At 70.7% G+C, this 20,117-nt stretch carries 23 protein-coding genes and 1 pseudogene; 12 read left to right on the plus strand and 12 right to left on the minus strand.

From position 1 onward, the window contains the following. The first annotated feature begins 141 nt into the window (after positions 1 to 141). Positions 142 to 537 carry a superoxide dismutase, Ni gene (sodN, locus tag ACZ63F_RS18525; RefSeq protein ID WP_352363237.1) on the plus strand — a complete coding sequence of 132 codons (396 nt, stop codon included), beginning with the start codon at positions 142 to 144 and terminating at the stop codon, positions 535 to 537. A 7-nt stretch (positions 538 to 544) separates the two neighbouring features. Here sodN and ACZ63F_RS18530 read toward each other — a convergent pair whose 3' ends face one another. Continuing rightward, positions 545 to 1,033, minus strand: coding sequence for a tyrosine-type recombinase/integrase (locus ACZ63F_RS18530; protein ID WP_469712511.1), 489 nt, complete (start codon positions 1,031 to 1,033; stop codon positions 545 to 547). A gap of 51 nt (positions 1,034 to 1,084) precedes the next feature. On the opposite strand from ACZ63F_RS18530, the pseudogene ACZ63F_RS18535 reads away from it, so the two are divergent. Then, positions 1,085 to 2,414: pseudogene (locus ACZ63F_RS18535) on the plus strand (tetratricopeptide repeat protein). A 35-nt stretch (positions 2,415 to 2,449) separates the two neighbouring features. After that, entirely contained in the window at positions 2,450 to 2,917 is a 468-nt protein-coding gene (locus ACZ63F_RS18540) for an NUDIX domain-containing protein (protein WP_469712226.1), read from the plus strand. A gap of 103 nt (positions 2,918 to 3,020) precedes the next feature. Here the strand turns inward: ACZ63F_RS18540 and ACZ63F_RS18545 are convergent, their stop codons facing one another. After that, the gene (locus ACZ63F_RS18545) at positions 3,021 to 3,665 is read right to left on the minus strand and encodes a response regulator (protein WP_469712228.1); all 645 of its coding nucleotides are present in this window, start codon (positions 3,663 to 3,665) and stop codon (positions 3,021 to 3,023) included. After that, positions 3,662 to 4,843, minus strand: a complete 1,182-nt coding sequence (locus ACZ63F_RS18550; RefSeq protein WP_469712229.1) for a sensor histidine kinase — start codon at positions 4,841 to 4,843, stop codon at positions 3,662 to 3,664. The genes ACZ63F_RS18545 and ACZ63F_RS18550 overlap by 4 nt, the downstream gene beginning before the upstream one ends. Positions 4,844 to 4,966: 123 nt before the next feature. Here ACZ63F_RS18550 and ACZ63F_RS18555 point away from each other — a divergent pair, with 123 nt between their 5' ends. The 3 genes from ACZ63F_RS18555 (at position 4,967) to ACZ63F_RS18565 (ending at position 7,654) form a co-directional block, all read left to right on the plus strand. Further along, positions 4,967 to 5,896, plus strand: a complete 930-nt coding sequence (locus tag ACZ63F_RS18555) for an ABC transporter ATP-binding protein (protein ID WP_469712230.1) — start codon at positions 4,967 to 4,969, stop codon at positions 5,894 to 5,896. Next, positions 5,893 to 6,750 (plus strand): hypothetical protein, encoded by an 858-nt coding sequence (locus ACZ63F_RS18560; protein ID WP_469712232.1) that lies wholly within the window; start codon positions 5,893 to 5,895, stop codon positions 6,748 to 6,750. Before ACZ63F_RS18555 ends, ACZ63F_RS18560 begins: the two co-directional genes overlap by 4 nt. A 73-nt stretch (positions 6,751 to 6,823) precedes the next feature. Further along, positions 6,824 to 7,654 carry a hypothetical protein gene (locus tag ACZ63F_RS18565; RefSeq protein ID WP_469712233.1) on the plus strand — a complete coding sequence of 277 codons (831 nt, stop codon included), beginning with the start codon at positions 6,824 to 6,826 and terminating at the stop codon, positions 7,652 to 7,654. 343 nt (positions 7,655 to 7,997) lie between these two features. Here ACZ63F_RS18565 and ACZ63F_RS18570 read toward each other — a convergent pair whose 3' ends face one another. The 4 genes from ACZ63F_RS18570 to ACZ63F_RS18585 all read right to left on the minus strand — a co-directional run bounded on the left by ACZ63F_RS18570 (position 7,998) and on the right by ACZ63F_RS18585 (position 10,994). Further along, a complete protein-coding gene (locus tag ACZ63F_RS18570; RefSeq protein ID WP_469712235.1) occupies positions 7,998 to 8,477 on the minus strand; it encodes a GNAT family N-acetyltransferase in 480 nt (159 codons plus the stop codon). A 177-nt stretch (positions 8,478 to 8,654) separates the two neighbouring features. Continuing rightward, complete coding sequence (gene ppk2 / locus ACZ63F_RS18575; protein WP_469712237.1) at positions 8,655 to 9,566, minus strand: polyphosphate kinase 2; 912 nt, start codon at positions 9,564 to 9,566, stop codon at positions 8,655 to 8,657. Between the two features lie 28 nt (positions 9,567 to 9,594). Next, on the minus strand, positions 9,595 to 9,825 hold the full coding sequence (locus tag ACZ63F_RS18580; RefSeq protein WP_469712238.1) for a hypothetical protein: 231 nt from the start codon (positions 9,823 to 9,825) through the stop codon (positions 9,595 to 9,597). Between the two features lie 14 nt (positions 9,826 to 9,839). Next, positions 9,840 to 10,994, minus strand: a complete 1,155-nt coding sequence (locus ACZ63F_RS18585) for an inorganic phosphate transporter (RefSeq protein ID WP_469712240.1) — start codon at positions 10,992 to 10,994, stop codon at positions 9,840 to 9,842. A 154-nt stretch (positions 10,995 to 11,148) separates the two neighbouring features. Here ACZ63F_RS18585 and ACZ63F_RS18590 point away from each other — a divergent pair, with 154 nt between their 5' ends. The 3 genes from ACZ63F_RS18590 (at position 11,149) to ACZ63F_RS18600 (ending at position 12,770) form a co-directional block, all read left to right on the plus strand. After that, the gene (locus tag ACZ63F_RS18590; RefSeq protein WP_093499149.1) at positions 11,149 to 11,502 is read left to right on the plus strand and encodes a helix-turn-helix transcriptional regulator; all 354 of its coding nucleotides are present in this window, start codon (positions 11,149 to 11,151) and stop codon (positions 11,500 to 11,502) included. Positions 11,503 to 11,570: 68 nt separating this feature from the next. Next, positions 11,571 to 11,990 (plus strand): VOC family protein, encoded by a 420-nt coding sequence (locus ACZ63F_RS18595; protein WP_093499150.1) that lies wholly within the window; start codon positions 11,571 to 11,573, stop codon positions 11,988 to 11,990. A gap of 18 nt (positions 11,991 to 12,008) precedes the next feature. Further along, positions 12,009 to 12,770, plus strand: coding sequence for a VOC family protein (locus ACZ63F_RS18600; RefSeq protein WP_469712241.1), 762 nt, complete (start codon positions 12,009 to 12,011; stop codon positions 12,768 to 12,770). On the opposite strand, the gene ACZ63F_RS18605 is transcribed toward ACZ63F_RS18600, so the two are convergent. From ACZ63F_RS18605 to ACZ63F_RS18620, 4 genes are all read right to left on the minus strand, one after another. Further along, the gene (locus tag ACZ63F_RS18605) at positions 12,767 to 13,114 is read right to left on the minus strand and encodes a DUF952 domain-containing protein (RefSeq protein WP_469712243.1); all 348 of its coding nucleotides are present in this window, start codon (positions 13,112 to 13,114) and stop codon (positions 12,767 to 12,769) included. The genes ACZ63F_RS18600 and ACZ63F_RS18605 overlap by 4 nt on opposite strands. 9 nt (positions 13,115 to 13,123) lie before the next feature. Continuing rightward, positions 13,124 to 13,336 carry a hypothetical protein gene (locus ACZ63F_RS18610; protein ID WP_469712245.1) on the minus strand — a complete coding sequence of 71 codons (213 nt, stop codon included), beginning with the start codon at positions 13,334 to 13,336 and terminating at the stop codon, positions 13,124 to 13,126. A gap of 169 nt (positions 13,337 to 13,505) precedes the next feature. Further along, on the minus strand, positions 13,506 to 14,606 hold the full coding sequence (locus ACZ63F_RS18615; protein WP_469712246.1) for a family 2 encapsulin nanocompartment cargo protein polyprenyl transferase: 1,101 nt from the start codon (positions 14,604 to 14,606) through the stop codon (positions 13,506 to 13,508). Positions 14,607 to 14,719: 113 nt separating this feature from the next. Beyond that, a complete protein-coding gene (locus tag ACZ63F_RS18620; RefSeq protein ID WP_469712248.1) occupies positions 14,720 to 16,126 on the minus strand; it encodes a family 2B encapsulin nanocompartment shell protein in 1,407 nt (468 codons plus the stop codon). Positions 16,127 to 16,425: 299 nt separating this feature from the next. On the opposite strand from ACZ63F_RS18620, the gene ACZ63F_RS18625 reads away from it, so the two are divergent. Continuing rightward, positions 16,426 to 17,016, plus strand: a complete 591-nt coding sequence (locus tag ACZ63F_RS18625) for an N-acetylmuramoyl-L-alanine amidase (protein WP_469712249.1) — start codon at positions 16,426 to 16,428, stop codon at positions 17,014 to 17,016. Positions 17,017 to 17,050: 34 nt separating this feature from the next. Then, entirely contained in the window at positions 17,051 to 17,932 is an 882-nt protein-coding gene (locus ACZ63F_RS18630) for a 1-aminocyclopropane-1-carboxylate deaminase/D-cysteine desulfhydrase (RefSeq protein WP_469712251.1), read from the plus strand. 53 nt (positions 17,933 to 17,985) lie between these two features. Here ACZ63F_RS18630 and ACZ63F_RS18635 read toward each other — a convergent pair whose 3' ends face one another. Beyond that, complete coding sequence (locus ACZ63F_RS18635; RefSeq protein ID WP_469712252.1) at positions 17,986 to 19,581, minus strand: Na+/H+ antiporter; 1,596 nt, start codon at positions 19,579 to 19,581, stop codon at positions 17,986 to 17,988. Positions 19,582 to 19,642: 61 nt separating this feature from the next. Here ACZ63F_RS18635 and ACZ63F_RS18640 point away from each other — a divergent pair, with 61 nt between their 5' ends. After that, on the plus strand, positions 19,643 to 19,903 hold the full coding sequence (locus ACZ63F_RS18640; RefSeq protein ID WP_351957889.1) for a UBP-type zinc finger domain-containing protein: 261 nt from the start codon (positions 19,643 to 19,645) through the stop codon (positions 19,901 to 19,903). The last annotated feature ends 214 nt before the right edge of the window (positions 19,904 to 20,117 follow it).

The following is a 20,117-nucleotide window of genomic DNA, read 5'->3' on the forward strand; positions in this document are numbered from 1 at the left end:
GGCACCTCCCCGGTCCGTTCCTCCACCAGTCTCAGTCTGACCCTGGACTTTTGTCCTAAGCCCATGGGGGCACTCGCGAAATCAGGCTTCCCAGGGAGTAATGTCCCACCTGAGAAGACGATCACGAGGAAGGAATGCTCCATGCTTTCCCGCCTGTTTGCCCCCAAGGTCAAGGTCAGCGCGCACTGCGACCTGCCCTGCGGTGTGTACGACCCGGCCCAGGCCCGCATCGAGGCGGAGTCGGTGAAGGCCGTGCAGGAGAAGATGGCCGCCAACGACGACCCGCACTTCCAGACGCGCGCCACCGTCATCAAGGAGCAGCGCGCCGAGCTCGCGAAGCACCACGTCTCGGTGCTCTGGAGCGACTACTTCAAGCCCCCGCACTTCGAGAAGTACCCCCAGCTGCACCAGCTGGTCAACGACACCCTGAAGGCCCTGTCCGCCGCCAAGGCGTCCACGGACCCGAAGACCGGTGAGAAGGCCCTGGAGCTCATCGCCGAGATCGACAAGATCTTCTGGGAGACCAAGAAGGCTTGATCTTTCTTCATGCCTTCTGACCTGCGATTATTTTGGTTGCAGTGTCTCCGAGTCCGCACCCGGTCCGCAGGCCGCCGAGCACGGCGTCCATGACGGTCCGGGTGCGGTCTTCTTCCCCTGGCCACAGGTGGGCGTAGATCCGCAGCTTGATGACGGCGGACGCGTGGCCGAGGACCAGCTGGACCTGCTTGACGCTCGCTCCGCCGGCGATGAGGGCGGAGGCGTAGAAGTGGCGCAGGTCGTCGGTCACCATGTGCGGCAGCTCGACGGGCTTGCGGCCCTCGCGTTCGGCCGCCTCGTTCCCCGCCTTCTGCAGCTCCTTACGAGCGCAGTTCCCATTCGGTCTTCCAGGGGCGGTAGTCGAGCGGTTCGCCCTCCTCCATCGTGAACAGCCACTCCTTGGAGGGCCGTGCGGCACGGTGCGTGAGAGTGCGTCGGTGACGACCTCGCCGACGGGGGCAGTGCGCCGGGACTTTGCGGTCTTGGGCGGCCCGATCTTCCCGGACTGGAGACGCTGGCGCTCGACGCGGAGGGTGGCGGCCTGATCGTGGCAGCGCCGAGCGGGCCCAACTCCCGCCTGCGTGACGTCATCGAGGCGATCGGCTGCACGTACGAGGCTCTGGCGAGGGACATCCGGCGTATCGCGGCCGAGAACGGCGAGGTCCTCCAGACCAACAAGTCCGTCTCCCACTGGGTGAACGGCACACGCCGGCCGACCGGACGGACCGGCCAGTACCTCGCTGAGGCGCTGTCCCGCCGAGCAGGCCGCGCCATCACCCTCGTCGAGATCGGCCTTCGCTCACCCGGAATTGCGGTGTCGGAGGAGCCCGATCCGGTTCTGGCCGCAACCGATCTGGGCCGAGCCGACGTCGAACGCCGCCGCTTCCTCGCCGTCGCGGCCTTCACCACGGCTGGCGTGGTCATGCCGCTCCTCTACGACCACGAGGCCACCGCCCGCACGCTGCGGGCCCGCACCGGCAGCTCCCTGATCGGGATGGCGGACGTGGATGTCGTTGGGCAGATCACCGCGGCCTTCAGCGCGGCCGATGAACGCCTCGGTGGCGGCCACGGCCTGACCACGGTCACGGCCTACCTCGCCGACACGGCCGCCCCCATGCTCCGCGGCCGTTTCCCGAACGAAGCCTTACGGCAGGCGGCCTTCGGTGCCGTCGCCGAACTCGCGTACCTCGCTGGGTGGAAGCATCACGACCTTGGCCACGAAGGCGGCGCCCAGCGCTCCTACCAGGTCGGCTGTCAGCTCGCCTGCGAAGCCGATCCACGCGGCCACGCCGCCTGGATGATGCGCGCCCTCGCCCATCAGGCACTGAGCCTCAAGCAGCCCCACCAGTGCGTCGACCTTGTCGGGCCACGTCGACGGCCAGACCGAGGCGCAGCTGGACATCACCCACGCCCGCGCCCACGCCGCGGTCGGCGAGAAGCCCGCGGCGGCCCGCGCCCTGCTCGCCGCTGAGCGCGCCCTCTCGCGCGACGATGGCCCCCAGCCCAGCTACTCCCGCGTCAGCGGCCCGGCCGCCGGCACTGTCGCCGGCCACGCCGCCCGCACTCTGACCGACCTCGCCGACCACGTCGGTACCGAGCAACAGCACCGCGATGCCCTGGTGCGCTGGGACCCCGAGGAGTACAAGCGCGTCCACGCCCTTACGCACGCCGATCTCGGCGACAGCCTCGCCGCCCAGGCCCGAGCCGACGAAGCTGTCGCCGCCTGGTCAGAGGCCCTGCCCCTCATGGAGGGAATGACGTCCGACCGCACCCGCAAAGCGATCACCTCGCTCCGCTCCACCCTCTCCATCAGTCAGCGCCGCAAAGTGCCCGGAGCCGCCGAACTCGCCCGCCGCGCACGCGAAGCACTGGCCTGAGCTGCCATCATCCGGCCGACGAAGGGACACAAGCCGTGGCTCAGCGGACAACCGACGACCAGCCCAAAACCCTGCCGGCCGCCCTCGAATCCATGACCCTGCTGGTCGCCGCCGTCATCGTCCACGACAAGGCCACCAACCGCGTCGTCCTCCTCCAACGCAGCCAGTACGCCAAGTTCGCCCAGGGCATGTGGGACCTCCCCGTCGGCAAGAGCGAACCCGGTGAGCCCATCACCGAGACGGCAGTACGGGAGCTCTATGAGGAGACCGGCCTGACCGTGAAGCCGGAATCCCTCACAGTCGCCCACATCATCCATGGCGCCTGGGGCGTCGAAGCCCCCAACGGCTTCCTCACCGTCGTCTTCGCCGCCCACGAATGGACCGGCGAACCCGAAAACCGCGAACCCCGCAAACGCGCCCAGGTCGCCATCTACCCACCCGAGAAGGAAGCACTCGGCGCGCTGGCCATCGAGATCCAATACGCTGCTGATGTTGCAACCTGAGCTGGAGGGTGGTTGCCGCGGCCAGCTCCGGCGGAACCGTCGACCGCCCTTCCGCAGACCGGAGCGACGAGCGAGATCCGCCCGCAGCGTTCCACTCGGATGGTCAGACCATGCCTGACTCGTAGGCGGCGATGACGAGCTGGACTCGGTCGCGGGCGTCGAGCTTGGTCAGTAGTCGCGCCACGTGGCTTTTGGTGGTGGCCATGGTGATGTACAGGTGGGCGGCGATCTCGGCGTTGGACATACCGCGTCCGACAAGGGTCAGCACTTCGCGTTCGCGGTCGGTGATCCCCTTGATCTCGCGTCGGCGTCGGGCCGGGACGGCGCCCCGGCCGGTGAACTCCTGGATGAGGCGGCGGGTGACGCCGGGTGCGATCAGGGCGTCACCGGCGGCGACGACACGTACCGCCGTCACGATGTCGTCCAGCACCATGTCCTTGACCAGGAAGCCGCTCGCGCCGGCGTACAGCGACGCGTATACGTTCTCGTCGTCGTCGAAGGTGGTGAGGATGACCACGCTCGCCGGGGTCCCTGTCTTGATGAGCCGGGTGGCCTCGATCCCGTCCATGACGGGCATCCGGATGTCCATCACGACGACGTCGGGGCGGAGATCGGTGGCCAACCGGACAGCCTCGGCACCGGTTCCGGCTTCCCCGACGATCTCGATGTCCGGGATGTCATTGATCAGCATGCGAAGTCCGGCGCGGACTACCGGCTGGTCGTCGGCCAGGAGCACCCTGATCGTCATAGAGGCAGCCTAGCCGCGACACGGAAGCCGCCTTCGGTCCGCGGTCCGGAGCTGAAGTGGCCGTGAAGCAGGGCGATACGCTCGCGCATTCCGGTGATTCCGTAGCCGCTAGGCGGGTTCGTGGTCGCCCTTGCGTGTCCGTCGTCGGTGATGTCGATGGACAGCTCCTCCTCCTCGTACTCGACGCGGACGAGGCAGTGGGCGGCGTCCGCGTGACGTACGACGTTGGTCACCGACTCCTGGATGACGCGGTAGGCGGCGAGCTCAATGTCGGGGGTGAGCTGGCGTCGCCGGCCATGCCACTGCACCTCGAGCCGCACTCCGGCGTCCGCCACCGTTACGGCCAACCGGTCGACGTCCGCCAAGCCCGGCGCCGGGGTGGACGGCGCCGACTCCGATTCGGCCTCGCGCAGGACGCCGAGCATGCGCCGCAGCCCGGTCAGCGTCTCCCGGCTGGTCTGCTCGATGATGCCCAGTGCCTCGCGCACGCCGTCCGGTTGGCTGTCGACGGCCCGCTTCGCCGCTCCGGCCTGGATCGCGATGGCACCGATGCTGTGGGCCACCATGTCGTGCATCTCCCGGGCGATGCGCAGCCGCTCGGCCTGGACCGCCTGCGTCGCGGCCTGTGCTCGCAGGGCTTCGGCGTGGTCCTGCCGCAGTCGGATCCAGCTGCCGATGATCCAGGCGACGGCGGTGGTCACGACGAGGACCGACCAAGGACCGGTGAGGACCTCGAAGGCGGCCGCTTCCGGGACGAAGGCCGTCGCGACCAGGGCCCAGGCGGCCAGCACGCCGGCCACCGCTGCGGCGGCGGCCCGGCGCGAACGGGTGACGGCTGTGTAGAAGACCAGCACGTCCGCCGCGAGGAACAGGGGCCACGTCGTGTCCCCGCACACCCGGGCCACGACCGCCTCGGTCAGCAGCACCGCAAGGACCGGCAACGGCCGGCGACTCGCCCAGCCTGCCGGCCACGCCATCAGCAGAGCCAGCCCCACCAAGGCCCAGCGCCCGATGTGAACGAAGTGACCGGACGACAGGAAGACCGGGTGCGCAGGTTGAGGCATCGCGGTGTACAGGACCAGTGCGAAGGCGGGGACGGCGCACCAGCCAAGTGTCGTCAGCGGGTCCGGCGACAACCGGCGCAGCAGAGCCGCGGGCGTAAGGAGGCGGGATCGCACCCGGCGATGCTATCCACCGACGTCGACGGCGGTATCGGACCGTGGTCTGCATCCCGTGGGCTGACAAGGCGGGAGCCCGCGGACTGATGTGACACCGACCCGGTCACCGACAGCCTGGACGGCGTGATCGAATTCAACCAGCTGACCAAGCGCTACGGCAGCGTACTGGCCGTCGACGGCCTGGACTTCTGCGTCCGGCCCGGGCAGGTGACCGGGTTCCTTGGTCCCAATGGCGCCGGCAAGACCACCACGATGCGCATGCTTCTCGGCCTGAACGCCCCCACCAGTGGCACGGCCACCATCAACGGCCGCCCTTTCCAGGACTTCGATACCGGGCTGTGCCACGTCGGCGCCCTGCTGGACGCGGGCGACGTCCACCGGGGTCGCACCGCGAACGCGCACCTGGCCGCACTGGCTCGCAGCAACGGCCTGCCACGCCGCCGGGTCCAGGAGGTGCTTGAGATGGTAGGTCTGGGCGAGGCGGGCCGCCAGCGGGTCGGCGGGTTCTCGCTCGGCATGCGCCAACGCCTGGGCATCGCCACCGCCCTGCTCGGTGATCCCCCGGTCCTGCTCTTCGACGAACCGATCAACGGCCTGGACCCCGAGGGCATCCGGTGGGCCCGCGAGCTGTTCCGACGCCTGGCCGCCGAGGGACGTACCGTCTTCGTCTCCAGCCACCTGATGAGCGAGATGGAGCACACCGCGGACCACCTCGTCGTCGTCGGCGGTGGCAGGCTGCTCGCCGACGAGCCCCTCGCCGACTTCGCCGCCCGCGCCACGACCACAGGCGCCACCGTGCGAACCCCAGACCCGACTGTGCTGGCCGAGGTGCTGCGCAACGCGGGAGCCTCGGTGCTGTCGCAGGGCGGTGACGTCCTCACTGTCACCGGCCTCACCGCGGCCCGCATCAACGAACTCGCCTTCACCCACCGTGTCCTGGTCCACGAGGTCGCCGCGCACGACGGAACGCTGGAGGACGCCTTCGTGGAACTGACAGCCGCCAGCGTCCAGTACCGCGCCTCAGCCACGCCCGAGAGGAGCACGGACCGATGACCGCTCTCTCGACGCCTCCCGCAACTGCCACCCGACGCGGCCCTGCCGGACCTGCCCGCTGGCGCGATCTGCTCGGCGCCGAGTGGATCAAACTCTGGTCGCTGCGCTCGACCCCCATCGTGCTGGGCGTCCTCCTCGTCTGCTACCTCTACCTGGCCTACCGCGCCGCTCAGCTCGCCCACGACTCCTATCCGACGTGGCCCGCGTTCGCCAAGCTCGACCCCGACCCCGCGCACGACGCCTTCGACTTCCCGAAGTTCCTCCTACTCATGGCAACCGCCGGCACGATCGGCGCGATGAACGTCGCCGGTGAACACGCGAGCGGCCTGATCCGCACCACCCTCATCGCTGTGCCGGCCCGAGGCCGGGTGATGCTCGCCAAGGTCACGGTGGTGAGCGCCGTGCTGGCCGTCCTCGGCCTGCTCATCAGCATCGGGTGCTGGGGCATCACTCTGGCCGTCATCTCGGACCGGATCACCGGCTTCTCCTTCACCACCCCCGGCATCTGGCGTCTCATCGCAGGCACCACGGTCATGGTCCCGGCCTGCGGCCTGATCGGCATGGCCGCCGCCACACTGATCCGCAACACGGCCGGCACCGTCTTCGCCGTCCTCGTCTTCTTCCTCGTCGGTCCACTGGCCGTCAAGGCACCCCTCCCCCTGCTGTCCGACAACCAGCGGGCAGACCTGGGCAACACCCTTCCCGCATACGCCTGGGGCCGCCTGACCATCATGAGCCACGGGCGCCTCGTCGAACACGTCTCCTCCATCCCGGCGGCCTGGATATCGCTCATCGTCTGGGCCGTCGTCTCGGTAGCCACCACCGTGACGGTCCTGCGCCACCGCGACGTGTGACGGCGCCACCGAAGCCGGACGCCAGACCAAGCTCGCCCCCTCCGGGACTGACATATGCGACAAGGAACCCCTGATGGTCACAACCACCAGACCGACAACGGTCGCGGCCGGTGCCGAACTCCGCGGCCGATTTCGCAACCTGCTCGCCGCCGAACGGATCAAACTGTTCTCGCAGCGCTCGACCTACGTCCTGCTGGCACTTGCCCCGGTGATCGCCATCTGCGGTGAGTGGTTCACCTGCTCGGGTGTCCACCTTGTCGGCGCGTCGGCGCACGCCGCTTACGATCCGTTGAGAGGTTCCTTCAACTCCGGCACGTGGGGCTTCCTCATGGTCGGCGCCAGCATGCTCGGTGTCCTGACAATGAGCAGCGAGTACTCCAGCGGACTGATCCGCACGACCTTCCTCGCCGTACCGAGCCGCCTGCGGGTCGTACTCGCCAAGGCGGTCGTCCTCGCGAGCGTCACGTGCGTCGTCGGCCTCATCACCGCGATCGCTTCGTTTCTTACCGCCCAGACGATCCTGTCCGGCGACCAAGTAGACATCTCGATCAGTCAGCCCAGTGTCTTGCAAGGCTTCGTGGCATCCACCGCAATCCTGCCGGTTTGCGCGGTCAGCGGCATGGCCATCGGCACACTCATCCGAACCTCCGTGGCCGCCCTGTTCACAGCCGTCTTGGCCCCGGTCCTGCTGGGCGTCGTACCTTCCGGCAGCAACCACTTGACGGCCGCTCTGGGCAACTCGGCACCCCAGAACGCCTGGAACGCCCTGACCAGCCTCGGCACCGAGTGGGACAGCGTCGGTCCCTTCCCTCCCACGGCACTCCAGTCCTGGATCGCGCTCGCCTCCTGGCCGCTCCTCACCCTTCTCACCGCCCTCGTCCTCGTGCACCGCCGTGACGTCTGACCAGTCCACGCGGCTGCGGCTGGTCGTAACCCGCGGGCCAGTGGGGTGGTGCCGATCAACTGGCTCAGCAGTCCGCACACGGTCCGCAAGACACCCGCTCACGACCGTCGCACCCGTCGCCACCCATCAACAAAAGGCCAGGTCAGCGACGTGCAGGCAGGATCACCGCAGGTCACCTACCCGGTCCGTTACCAGGAGACCGGGAAGGCCTGACCCGCACCCGCACCGGTTGCCAGGGCCTCAACGGACCGCACCCGGCCCGACGGACCGCCGTTCACGGTGGTTCCGGAGGGTTCGGGTGCGGTCCTTTTCCGGGTGTGGGCTGCTTTTCGCGGACGAAGGCCTATGACGCGGCGGCCAGTTCCTTGAGCGGATCGCCGGTCAGCCGGCAGATGCGCCACTCGTCCAGGAACTCCGCGCCGAGCGACCGGTAGAGGCCGATCGCAGGTTCGTTCCAGGCCAGCACCCACCACTCGAAGCGCTCGAAACCGCTGCGCAGGCAGAACGCGGCGAGGGCGGCGAGCAGGGCCCGGCCGTGGCCGCCGCCGCGGGCGTGCGGGCGTACGTAGAGGTCCTCCAGGTGCATGCCCCGGGTTCCGGTCCAGGTCGAGAAGGTGGGGAACCACAGGGCGTAGCCCGCGAGTTCGCCCGTGGTCTCGTCCTCGGCGACCAGCGCGCCGGCCGCCGGGTGCGGGCCGAACAGCGCCGCGCTGAGCTGCTCGTCGGTGGCCCGGGCCTGCTCCTCGGCCCGTTCGTAGGCGGCGAGTTCGCGGATCATGGCGCGGATCTCGGGGACGTCGTTCTCGGTGGCGGCGCGGATCATGCAAGGGATCATCGGTCACCGGGCCGAACCCTGTCCATCCGGTCACCCCGGCCCGCGGCGCGGCACCCTGCGCAGTCGTTCCCGAGCGCAATCCCGATCATGAGGTCCGCCTCGGGCGGGCGGGGCACGAGGAGGGGCCGGCCGGATGTCCGGCCGGCCCCTGTCGGGAGACGGGCGCTACTGCCCGCCGTGGTCGTCCTCGCCCGCCTCCAGCAGGCCGGCCGCCGCACCCACGACCCGCGGGTCCGGGCTGCCGACGACCTCCGCGTCCTTGTCGGCGTAGTCGAAGCGGGCCAGCACGCTGCGCATCGCCTCGACCCGGGCCCGCTTCTTGTCGTTGCTCTTCACCACGGTCCAGGGCGCGTACTCGGTGTCCGTCTCGCGGAACATCGCGACCTTCGCGGCCGTGTAGTCGTCCCAGCGGTCCAGCGAGGCCACGTCCATCGGGCTCAGCTTCCACTGCCGTACCGGGTCGACCTGGCGGATGGTGAAGCGGGTCCGCTGCTCGCCCTGCGAGACCGAGAACCAGAACTTCACCAGGTCCACGCCGTCGTCCACCAGCATCCGCTCGAAGAGCGGGGCCTGGCGCATGAACCGCCGGTACTGGTCGTCCGAGCAGAAGCCCATGACCCGCTCGACGCCGGCCCGGTTGTACCAGGAGCGGTCGAACATGACGATCTCACCGGCGGTCGGCAGGTGTTCGACGTAGCGCTGGAAGTACCACTGACCGCTCTCGCGCTCGGTGGGCTTCTCCAGGGCCACCACACGCGCGCCACGGGGGTTCAGGTGCTCCGTGAAGCGCTTGATGGTGCCGCCCTTGCCGGCCGCGTCCCGGCCCTCGAAGACGATGACTATCCGGCGTCCCGTCTCCTTGACCCAGGTCTGCAGCTTCAGCAGCTCGATCTGCTGGAGCCGCTTGTGCCACTCGTACTCCTTGCGCTCCATGCGCTGCGCGTACGGGTAGTTCTCCCGCCAGGTGTCGATCGGGGATCCGTCCGGGCGGATGAGCACGGGGTCGTCGGGGTCGCTGTAGTCGACCTTCAGATGGGCCAGGTCGGCCAGGTCGGACAGCAGGTCCGGCGTCGTCATCCAGTCCTCCTCAGCGTCTTGGGGTGTCTCAGTGGAACTGCGGCACGATCAGGTAGATGCTGTACGCCACCACTGCCACGCAGGCGAGGAAGCACAGCCCTGCCTGGGCGACGCCTGCGGCGCTGGTGCCGCCCTGCTCCTTGGCTCCCTCGTAGCGGGCGAGCCCGAGGACGCCGAAGGCGAAGACGACCACCACAGCGAATGTAACTCCGATGCTCACCGCGGTGACCTGGCCCAGTGCGGTCCAGTCGATGTTCATGGGAACTCCCTCGGTCAGGCGGCGGTGCCGACGCTGGACGGCGGCGTAGTGCGGATGGCGACCTCGTGGCCGTCGTTGACGTTCTTCGCGTCGATCGGGTTGCGGCGCGACAGCATGACGATGCCGGCCGCGAGCGCGGCGCCGACCAGCGCGACCACGACCGTGCCGACGTTGCCGCCGTGCTTGACCGCGTACGCGGAGATGCCGCCGACCAGCGCGGCACAGGGCAGCGTGATCACCCAGGCGGCCACCATGCGGCCGGCGACGCCCCAGCGGACCTCCGCGAGCCGCCGGCCGATGCCCGCGCCGAGGATGGAGCCGGAGGCGACCTGCGTGGTGGACAGCGCGAAGCCCATGTGGGCGGAGGTCAGGATGACGGCCGTGGAGGCGGTCTCCGCCGCGAAGCCCTGCGGGGACTGGATCTCGGTCAGGCCCTTGCCCATGGTGCGGATGATCCGCCAGCCGCCGATGTAGGTGCCGAGGGCGATGGCGAGACCGGCGCTGAAGATCACCCAGACCGGCGGGCCGGCGTCGCCGGGGAGGGCGCCGACGGAGATCAGGGTCAGGGTGATGATGCCCATGGTCTTCTGGGCGTCGTTGGTGCCGTGGGCGAGCGAGACCAGCGAGGCCGAGCCGATCTGCCCGAGCCTGAAGCCCTTGGTCACCGAGCCCTCGCGGCCGCGCGCGGTGAGCTTGTAGGCGCAGTACGTCGCGATCAGCGCCGCGACACCGGCCACCACCGGCGAGGCGAACGCCGGGATGATGATCTTCTCGACAACCTTGTCGAAGTTGACGGCGCTGGAGCCCGCGCCGACCCACACGGCCCCGATCAGCCCGCCGAACAGCGCGTGCGAGGAACTGGACGGCAGGCCGACCAGCCAGGTCATCAGATTCCACAGGATCGCCCCCACGAGGCCCGCGAAGATCATCGCCGGGGTCACCTTGGCGTCGTTCACAATGCCGCCGGAGATCGTCTTGGCGACCTCCGTGGAGAGGAAGGCTCCGACCAGGTTCAGCACGCCGCTGATCAGAACCGCGGTCTTCGGTTTGAGCGCGCCGGTCGCGATGGACGTGGCCATCGCGTTCGCCGTGTCGTGAAACCCGTTGGTGAAGTCGAACGCAAGTGCAGTGACGATCACGACCGCCACGAGGAACGTGATGTGGTCCATTCCTTTATGCAAACAAGTGCGGGCCAATTGCGCGAGAACCGAAGGCAAACGCACGTCCAAAAACAAGCCCCCGTCGTGTGTGCGATGTGCATGCCATGCTGGGCGGGTGACCCCCCTGGAGGACCTGAGGCGGCTGCGCCGGGCGCGCGACCGCATGGACCGCGAGTACGCGGAGCCGCTCGACATGGCCGAGCTCGCCCGTACCGCCCTGATGTCCCCCGGCCACTTCCAGCGCAGCTTCCGCAAGGCCTTCGGGGAGACGCCGTACAGCTACCTCATGACCCGGCGGGTCGAGCGGGCCAAGGCGCTGCTGCGCCGCGGCGACCTCACGGTGACCGAGGTGTGCATGGCCGTCGGCTGTACGTCGCTGGGGTCCTTCAGTTCGCGGTTCACCGAGCTGGTCGGGGAGACGCCGAGCGCGTACCGGGCGCGGGACCACGAGGAGAGCACGGTCATCCCGTCCTGCGTGGCCCGTACGTTCACCCGGCCGCGCCGCCGGCCGTACTGACGGCACGCGACCGCCCCGCGGACGCCGGACCGCACGCACCGCCGGGCGTTTCCTCCTAGCCTGACCCCATGGACGTAAAACTCGCGCAGTGTTTCATCGCCGTCGACGACCACGACAAGGCGCTGGCCTTCTACCGGGACGTTCTGGGCCTGGAGGTCCACAACGACGTGGAGTTCGAGGGGATGCGGTGGGTGACCGTCGGCTCGCCGCAGCAGCCGGGTGTGGAGATCGTGCTGGAGCCGCCGGGCGCCAACCCGGACGCCTCGCCCGCCGACCGGCAGGCCATGGCCGAACTGCTCGCCAAGGGCATGCTGCGTGGGGTGATCTTCTCCACCACCGACTGCGACGCGCTGTACGAGCGGGTGCGGGAGTACGGCGGTGACGTGATCCAGGAGCCGATGGACCAGCACTGGGGCGTGCGGGACTGCGCGTTCCGGGACCCGGCGGGGAACCTGCTGCGCTTCACGGAGCGCCGGGCGGCCGATTAGCGCACTTACGATCACCGTATGAGCATCCGCTGGACGTACGCCTTCGCCGACCGGCCCGCCGCGCACCTCGCCGCCGCCCAGGCGTTCTGGACCGCCGTCACCGGCACCTTCCTGTCCGCGCCCCGTGGCGAGGACGACGAGTTCGTGACGCTGCTGCCCACCACCGGCGTCGACGCCTGCGTCAAGCTCCAGGGGGTCTGGTCCGGCCCCGGCGGGGCCCACCTGGATCTCTGCGTCGAGGACGTGCCGGGCCTGGTGAAGCGGGCCCGGGAACTCGGCGCCGAGACGGTCGCCGAGCACGACGGGTGGGCCGTGCTGCGGTCGCCCGGCGGGCAGGTGTGGTGCGCGGCGCCGTGGCACGGGGAGTCGGTGCGGCCGCCGGTCGTCGCGGGCAGCAGGCTCGACCAGGTCAGCCTCGACGTCCCGCCGTCCGTGTACGAGACGGAGACCGCGTTCTGGGCGGAGCTGACCGGCTGGGAGCTGCTGACCGGCTCGCTGCCGGAGTTCCGGGTGCTCAGGCCGCCGGCCGGGCTGCCGGTGCGGATCCTGCTCCAGCGGCTGGACGACGAGCGGCCCGCCGCCGCCCACCTCGACCTGGCCTGCGCGGACATCCCCGCGACCCGCGCCCGGCACGAGGAACTCGGCGCCGTGCACGTGGCCGACGGCCGCCACTGGACGGTGATGCGCGACCCGGCGGGCGGCGTCTACTGCCTCACCGGCCGCGACCCGCAGACCGGCGGCCTGCCGAGCCGGGACCAGGTGCCGGGGGCCGGGAACTAGCCGGCCGGGTGCGGGGGCCAGGGCTCCACGTCCACCACGGCCGCGACCGGTATCGGTCCGTACACGTGCGGGAACTCCTCACCGCCCGGCTCCGGCGCCTCCCACTTCACCGGGGCGCCGACCCGGGCCGGGTCCACGACCAGCACCACCAGTTCGTCCGGGCCGTCGTAGGCGCCGTACAGGAAGGCCGCGATGCGCGGGAGCTGGTCGCGGGTGGAGCAGTGGATGAAGCCCTCCTCCTGGAGGGTGCGGCCGCGGGTGGACATCTCGTAGCCGCCCCGGGCGCGGGCCTCGTCCCACAGGGCGCGTTCCGTGATGTGCAGGATGTTCGGGAGTCCGGTCATGCGGACACGCTACGGCGTGGGCCGGCCCGCGGATTCGGGCGGGGAGGGCGCCGGCGGGGGCGCCTTTCGCGAGCGGGACGGTCCCGGGTACTGGGCGCAGTCGGGATTGCGGCAGGGACCGGGTCCCCAGACCGGCACCCAGGCACCCAGCGTCTTGTGCCGCCGCACCACACGCTCGACGGGCTGTCCGCAGGCCGGACAGACCTGGTCCTGGCTGTCCATGCCCCCAGCGTAGGCCGGGCCCGGCAGCCGCGCCCGCCGCGGCGGGAGGCGTCCCGGCGGTCATCGGCGGGCCCCGCACACCGTGGGGATGCGCGGGACCCGTCGGGCCGGAGCCCCCGGTGGACCGTGCGGGGTCAGGAGCCGCACGGTCCGGGGGGCTCCGGGGTCTTCACCTGCTGCGCCGGGTCACGAACTCGGCGAGCGCGAGCAAACCGCCCGCCGCCTCCGGGCCGGGCACGGCGCGGGCGAGTTCCTGCAGCGCCCGGGCCATCCGGTCGGCCGCCTCGGACTGCGCCCAGTCCCGGCCGCCCGCCCGCTCCACGGCCTGGGCGGTCCGCGCGATCTCGTCGGCGTCGGATCGCACGTGCGGCTTGGCGTACAGCTCGGCGAGGTCGGCGGCGGCCGGGGTGCCGGAGGTGAGGGCCGCGACGACCGGCAGGGACTTCTTGCGGGCCGCCAGGTCCGCACCGGCCGGCTTGCCGGTGCGCCCGGGGTCGCCCCATATCCCGATGACGTCGTCGATCAGCTGGAAGGCGAGCCCGGCCTGGCGGCCGAAGCCGTCGAGCGCCGCCACCTCCGCCGCTCCCGCCCCCGCGTACAGCGCTCCCAGGGCGCAGGCGCAGCCGAGCAGCGCCCCGGTCTTGGCCTCGGCCATGGCGAGCACCTCGTCGAGGGTGACCTCGTCGGGCGCCCGGTCCTCCATGGCCGTGTCCGCGTGTTGTCCCGCGCACAGTTCGAGGACGCAGTCCGCGAGCCGGACGGCGGCGGCCGCGGCCGCCGGGTGCGGGTCCTCGGCGAGCAGCCTGAGGGCCAGCGCCTGGAGGGCGTCGCCGGCGAGGATCGCGTCCGCGTCGCCGAACACGGTCCACGCGGTGGGCCGGTGCCTGCGGGAGGTGTCCCGGTCCATGACGTCGTCGTGCAGCAGGGTGAAGTTGTGCACCAGCTCCACGGCGGCCGCGGCCCGTACGGCGGCCGCGCGGGCCGCCGGGCCGCCGAGCGCGTCGGCGGCGGCGAGGACCAGCGCTGGCCGGATGGCCTTGCCCGCGTCTCCGTCCGCCGGGGTGCCGTCCGCGTGCTCCCAGCCGAAGTGGTAGCGCGCGACGCGCCGCATCGAACCGGGCAACGATGCCACGGCGGTGCGCAGTTCGGGGTCGACGGACGCCCGGACCCGCTCCAGGATCACCGCCGCCGCGGCCCCGTCGAGCGGCTCCGGCCTCCCCTGCGGCGGCTGCGTGGCACGCTGCTGCCGTTCCGTCACGAACTCGGCCATGGCCTCCCCCTCGCGGAGCACGCGGACGGTGGCGTCTCCGCCCCGCCTCGGCACGTACCCCGAGGGTGTACCCGCCCCGGAGGGCGGGGACACGGCCACCAAGTGCGGAAACGTCACCTCCAGCGGCCGATCTCGACGTTCTCCAGCACACCGAGGGCGTCCGGGACCAGTACGGCGGCCGAGTAGTAGGCCGTGACCAGGTAACTGATGATCGCCTGCTCGTTGATGCCCATGAAGCGGACCGAGAGGCTCGGCTCGATCTCGTCGGGGATCCCGGCCTGCCGCAGTCCGATGACGCCCTGGTTGTCCTCGCCGGTACGCATGGCGATGATCGAGGTGGTCCGGGCCTCCGTGACCGGGATCTTGTTGCAGGGGTAGATCGGGACCCCGCGCCAGGTCGGGATGCGGTTGCCGCCGATCTCGACGGTCTCCGGGACCAGTCCGCGCTTGTTGAGCTCACGGCCGAAGGCGGCGATCGCGCGCGGGTGGGCGAGGAAGAGCTTGGTGCCGCGCCGGCGGCTGAGCAGCTCGTCCATGTCGTCCGGGCTGGGCACGCCGTCGTGCGGCTGCAGCCGCTGGTCGTACTGGCAGTTGCTGAGCAGGCCGAACTCCCGGTTGTTGATGAGCTCGTGCTCCTGGCGCTCCTTCAACGCCTCGACGGTGAGCCGCAACTGGTGCTCGGTCTGGTTCATCGGCTGGTTGTAGAGGTCGGCCACGCGGGTGTGGATGCGCAGCACGGTCTGGGCGATGCTCAGCTCGTACTCACGCGGCCGGGCCTCGTAGTCGACGAAGGTGTGCGGGATGTCGGGCTCGCCGCTGTGGCCGGCCGCGAGGGCGACCTCCTTCTCGCCGTACTTGTTGGTGCGCTGCTCGGGGATCGCGCGCAGCTGCTGAAGGTGCTCGCGCAGCGAGTCGGCCCGCTCGGCGACCTGCTCGAAGTCCTGCCGGGACAGGGTCAGCACGGTGCAGGCCGTGTCTGCCCGGGCCGTGTACTCCCAGATGGCGTCCGGATCGATCAGGCCCTGCTCGCCGAAGTAGGCGCCGTCGCCGAGGACGCCGAGCACCGCGTCGTCGCCGTAGGGGCCGGTGCCGACCTTCTCGACGCGTCCGTGGGCCAGCAGGTGGACCTCGTCCGCCCCGTTGCCGAACGAGGCGATGACCTCGCCCGGGGCGAAGTCGCGCTGCCGGCAGCGCTGGGCCAGCTCGGCCAGCACCTCCTCGTCGTCGTACGACCGCAGGATGGGCAGCTCGCCCAGCTCCGCGGGGATGACCTCGACACGGTCGCCGGTCTTCAGGAACGTGATGCGGCCGTCGCCGACCGTGTAGGTGAGCCGTCGGTTCACCCGGTACGTCCCGCCCTGGACGTCGACCCAGGGCAGTGTGCGCAGCAGCCAGCGGGAGCTGATCTCCTGCATCTGGGGCGCGGACTTGGTAGTGGTGGCCAGGTTCCGCGCTGCCGCCGTGTCCAGAGACTGCTGCGGCTTGCCCTGATCCGTGCGGACCTCTTCGCCTACCGACATAAGGAAATGCCCTCCCATACCTGCGTGGGCGCCGAACTGCCCACGCATCGGTCTCACGGGCCACCCTGTCATCACGGAGCGTGCCGGGACCATTACCCGAAAGAGCGGGAATAGATCATCGCACTACTGGGCATGCCGACATATCACCTCATCCCCCACCCCTCGACATGCCGACTTGTCCCGATTGACTCGCACAGGATCCGAACAGCTCGAACGAGGCTGGCCCGGTAAGCCCGACTTCTGTAGAAAGCCCAGAAGATCTGGAAGGTCCGAAGAGTTCAGATGCGAAGGAGGCGGTCATGGCCCCACCCATGTCCGCGGACGCTTTCCTCGACGCGCTGCGGGACGAGGGCGTCACGGTCGTCGAGGTCGGCGACTGGAGGGACCACAACCGGAACCACAAGGGCCCCTGGGGCCCCGTCCACGGCGTGATGATCCACCACACGGTGACCCAGGGCGCCGGGACCACGGTCCGGATCTGCCGCGACGGCCACCCCGGCCTCCCCGGACCGCTGTGCCACGGCGTCATCACCAAGGACGGCAGGGTCCACCTGGTCGGTCACGGCCGCGCCAACCACGCGGGCCTGGGCGACGACGACGTGCTGCGCGCGGTGATCGCCGAGAAGGCCCTGCCCCCCGACAACGAGGCGAACACCGACGGCAACCGGCACTTCTACGGCTTCGAGTGCGAGAACCTGGGCGACGGCGCGGACCCCTGGCCCGAGGCCCAGCTGGACGCGATCGAGAGGGTGGCCGCGGCGGTGTGCCGGCGGCACGGCTGGTCGGAGCGGTCGGTGATCGGGCACCTGGAGTGGCAGCCGGGAAAGGTGGACCCGCGCGGCTTCTCGATGGCCTGGCTGCGCGACCGTGTCGGGGAGCGGCTGAAGTGAGCCCGCACCGGTGCCCCCGGGCGACAATGACGACGTGACCAGCGCCGACATACTCGCCCCCCGGCTTCCCTCGCCGCTCGAGGAGGTGGCCGACGACCGTTTCGCCCGGCACGGCGTCCGTCTCCTCCTCAAGCGGGACGACCTGATCCACCCGGAGCTGATCGGCAACAAGTGGCGCAAGCTGGTCCCGAACATCGAGGCGGCGGCCGGCCGGCCGGTCCTCACCTTCGGTGGCGCGTACTCCAACCACCTGCGCGCGACGGCCGCCGCGGGCCGCCTGCTGGGCTTTCCGACGGTGGGGGTGGTGCGGGGCGAGGAGCTGGCCGCCCGGCCGCTGAACCCGTCGCTCGAGCGGTGCGCGGCCGACGGGATGCGGCTGCACTTCGTCGACAGGTCGATGTACCGGCGCAAGGCCGAGCCCGAGGTGCTGGCCGGCCTGCTGCGGGCCGCGGCGGCCGAGGACGCCTACGTGGTGCCGGAGGGCGGCAGCAACGCGGCCGCGGTACGCGGCTGCCGGGCCCTCGGCGCGGAGCTGCGCGGACGGGCCGACGTGGTGGCGATCGCCTGCGGCACCGGGGGCACGCTGGCCGGACTGGCCGCCGGACTGGGTCCGGCGCAGCGGGCGCTGGGGGTTCCGGTGCTGCGGGGCGGGTTCCTGGCGGGCGAGATACGGCGCCTGCAGGCGGAGGCGTTCGGGGGGCGGCGCGGGCAGTGGTCGCTCGACGAGCGGTTCCACTTCGGCGGGTACGGGCGTACGACACCCGAACTCGACTCCTTCGCGGACGACTTCGAGGAGCGGCACGGCGTGCGGGTGGAGCGGCTGTATGTCGCCAAGTTGCTGTACGGACTTGTCGAGCTGGCGCGGGAGGGCGGCCTGGGGCGGGACGTGTCCGTGGCGGCGGTGCTGACGGCCTGACCGGCGGGCGGGCGCGCGGACCGCGTCCCGGTAGCCCCTGCGGTTTCCGCTGCTCACCCGGCCTCCCGGTACGCCGCCGCCTCCTCCAGGTCCAGCCGGCGCAGCAGGGTGCGCAGCATCTCGTCGTCGATGTAGCGGTGGTCGCGGAGCCGGACGAAGACCGTGCGCTCGGCGCTGATCATCTCGCGGGAGAGCCGGCGGTAGGTGTCGTCGACCGACTCGCCGGTGACCGGGTTGGTCTGGCCCAGGCGCTCCCAGACGGCGTTGCGGCGGCGCTCCAGGACCGTGCGCAGGCGGTCGGCGAGCGGTGGCGGGAGATCGTTGCGGTCGTCCGAGAGGAGTTCGTCGAGGCGGGCCTCGGCCGCACGGGAGGCCTGGGCCTGGGCGTTCGCCTCGGCGAGGGTCTCGGCCTGGGAGTCGCGGGGCGGGAACTTCATCAGACGGATCAGCGGGGCCAGGGTGAGGCCCTGCACCACGAGGGTGCCGATGACCGTCGTGAAGGTCAGGAACAGGATCAGGTTGCGCTGCGGAAAGGCGGCGCCGCCGTGCACGGTGAGCGGGATCGAGAAGGCGACGGCCAGCGAGACCACGCCCCGCATGGCCGCCCAGCCGGCGACCGCCGGGCTGCGCCAGGTGGGGTTGTCCTCCCGCTCACGGATCCGCCGGGACAGGATCCGTGGCAGGAAGGCCGCCGGGTACATCCACACGAACCGGGCCGCCACCACGACCACGAAGACAGCGAACGCGTACCAGGCGGCGTCGATGCCCTCGTACGCGCCGAGGCCCTTGAGGACGACCGGCAGCTGCAGTCCGATCAGCGCGAAGACCGCCGACTCCAGCACGAACGCCACCATCCGCCAGACGGCCTCCTCCTGGAGGCGGGTGGCGAAGTCGACCTCCCAGGCACGGTGGCCGAGGTAGAGGGCGACCACGACGACCGCCAGCACGCCGGAGGCGTGGAACTGCTCGGCGACGCTGTAGGCGACGAACGGGATCAGCAGCGACAGCGTGTTCTGGAGCAGCGGCTCCTTGAGATGCAGGCGCAGCCAGTGGATCGGCACCATCAGCACCACGCCGACGAGCACACCGCCGACGGCGGCCAGCAGGAACTCCCCGATGCCGGCGGCCCAGGAGGCGCCCTCGCCGACGGCGGCCGCGACGGCCACCCGGTACGCGGTGATCGCCGTGGCGTCGTTCAGCAGGGACTCGCCCTGCAGGATCGTGGTGAGCCGGGACGGCAGGCCGACCCGGCGGGCGATCGCGGCGGCCGCGACCGCGTCCGTGGGCGCCACGACCGCGCCCAGCGCGAGCGCCGCGGGCAGCGGCAGCCCGGGCACGATCAGATAGGCGGCCCAGCCGACGACGAAGGTCGCGAAGAGCACGTACCCGACCGAGAGCAGCGCCACCGGCCGCATGTTCGCCCGCAGGTCGAGGTACGAGCTCTCGGTGCCCTCCTTGTACAGCAGCGGGGGCAGCACCAGCGGCAGCACGATCTCCGGGTCGAGGGTGTAGTCGGGGACCCCGGGCACGTACGACACGAGCAGGCCGACCGCGACCAGCAGCAGGGGCGCGGGCACAGGGGTGCGCCGGGCCGCTCCGGCGATCGCGGCGCTCCCCGCCACCAGCAACAGCAGTGGCATCACGTCCATGGTCCTCGCCCGCCCTCTTTTTCCGCGCGGCCACCCGCACACCCGTCGTAATCTGGCAATCATGAAACAGTGCACGCACCGCGACGCGCTGCCGCTCCCGGAACCCGAGCCGCAGAACGAGACCTGCCCGGAGTGTCTCGCCAAGGGCTGGCACCCGGTGCAGCTGCGGCTCTGTCTGACCTGCGGCCACGTCGCCTGCTGCGACTCGTCGCCCGGAAGACACGCGACAGGCCACCACGAATCGTCCGGTCACCCGATAATGCGGACGTTCGAGCCCGGCGAGGACTGGCGCTGGTGCTTCGTCGACCACGTCCTCGTGTGACACTGCACTACGGCTGCTGAAGACGACAGCGGCGACGGTTCGACGGTTCGGCGCCGGGGTACGTCAACCCGGCGCGCGCTCTTCCCAATTGGGCAAGGCAGACCTCTAGACACGGAGCGTATCCACAGGTTTACTGTGAGTGACGCCAGGGGGTCGGGGTCCCGGGGACAGAGAAGTTCGGAGCGCGGTAGCGTCACCGCTGAACCACGTAGTG

The organism is Streptomyces sp. NPDC104761 (assembly GCF_055583445.1).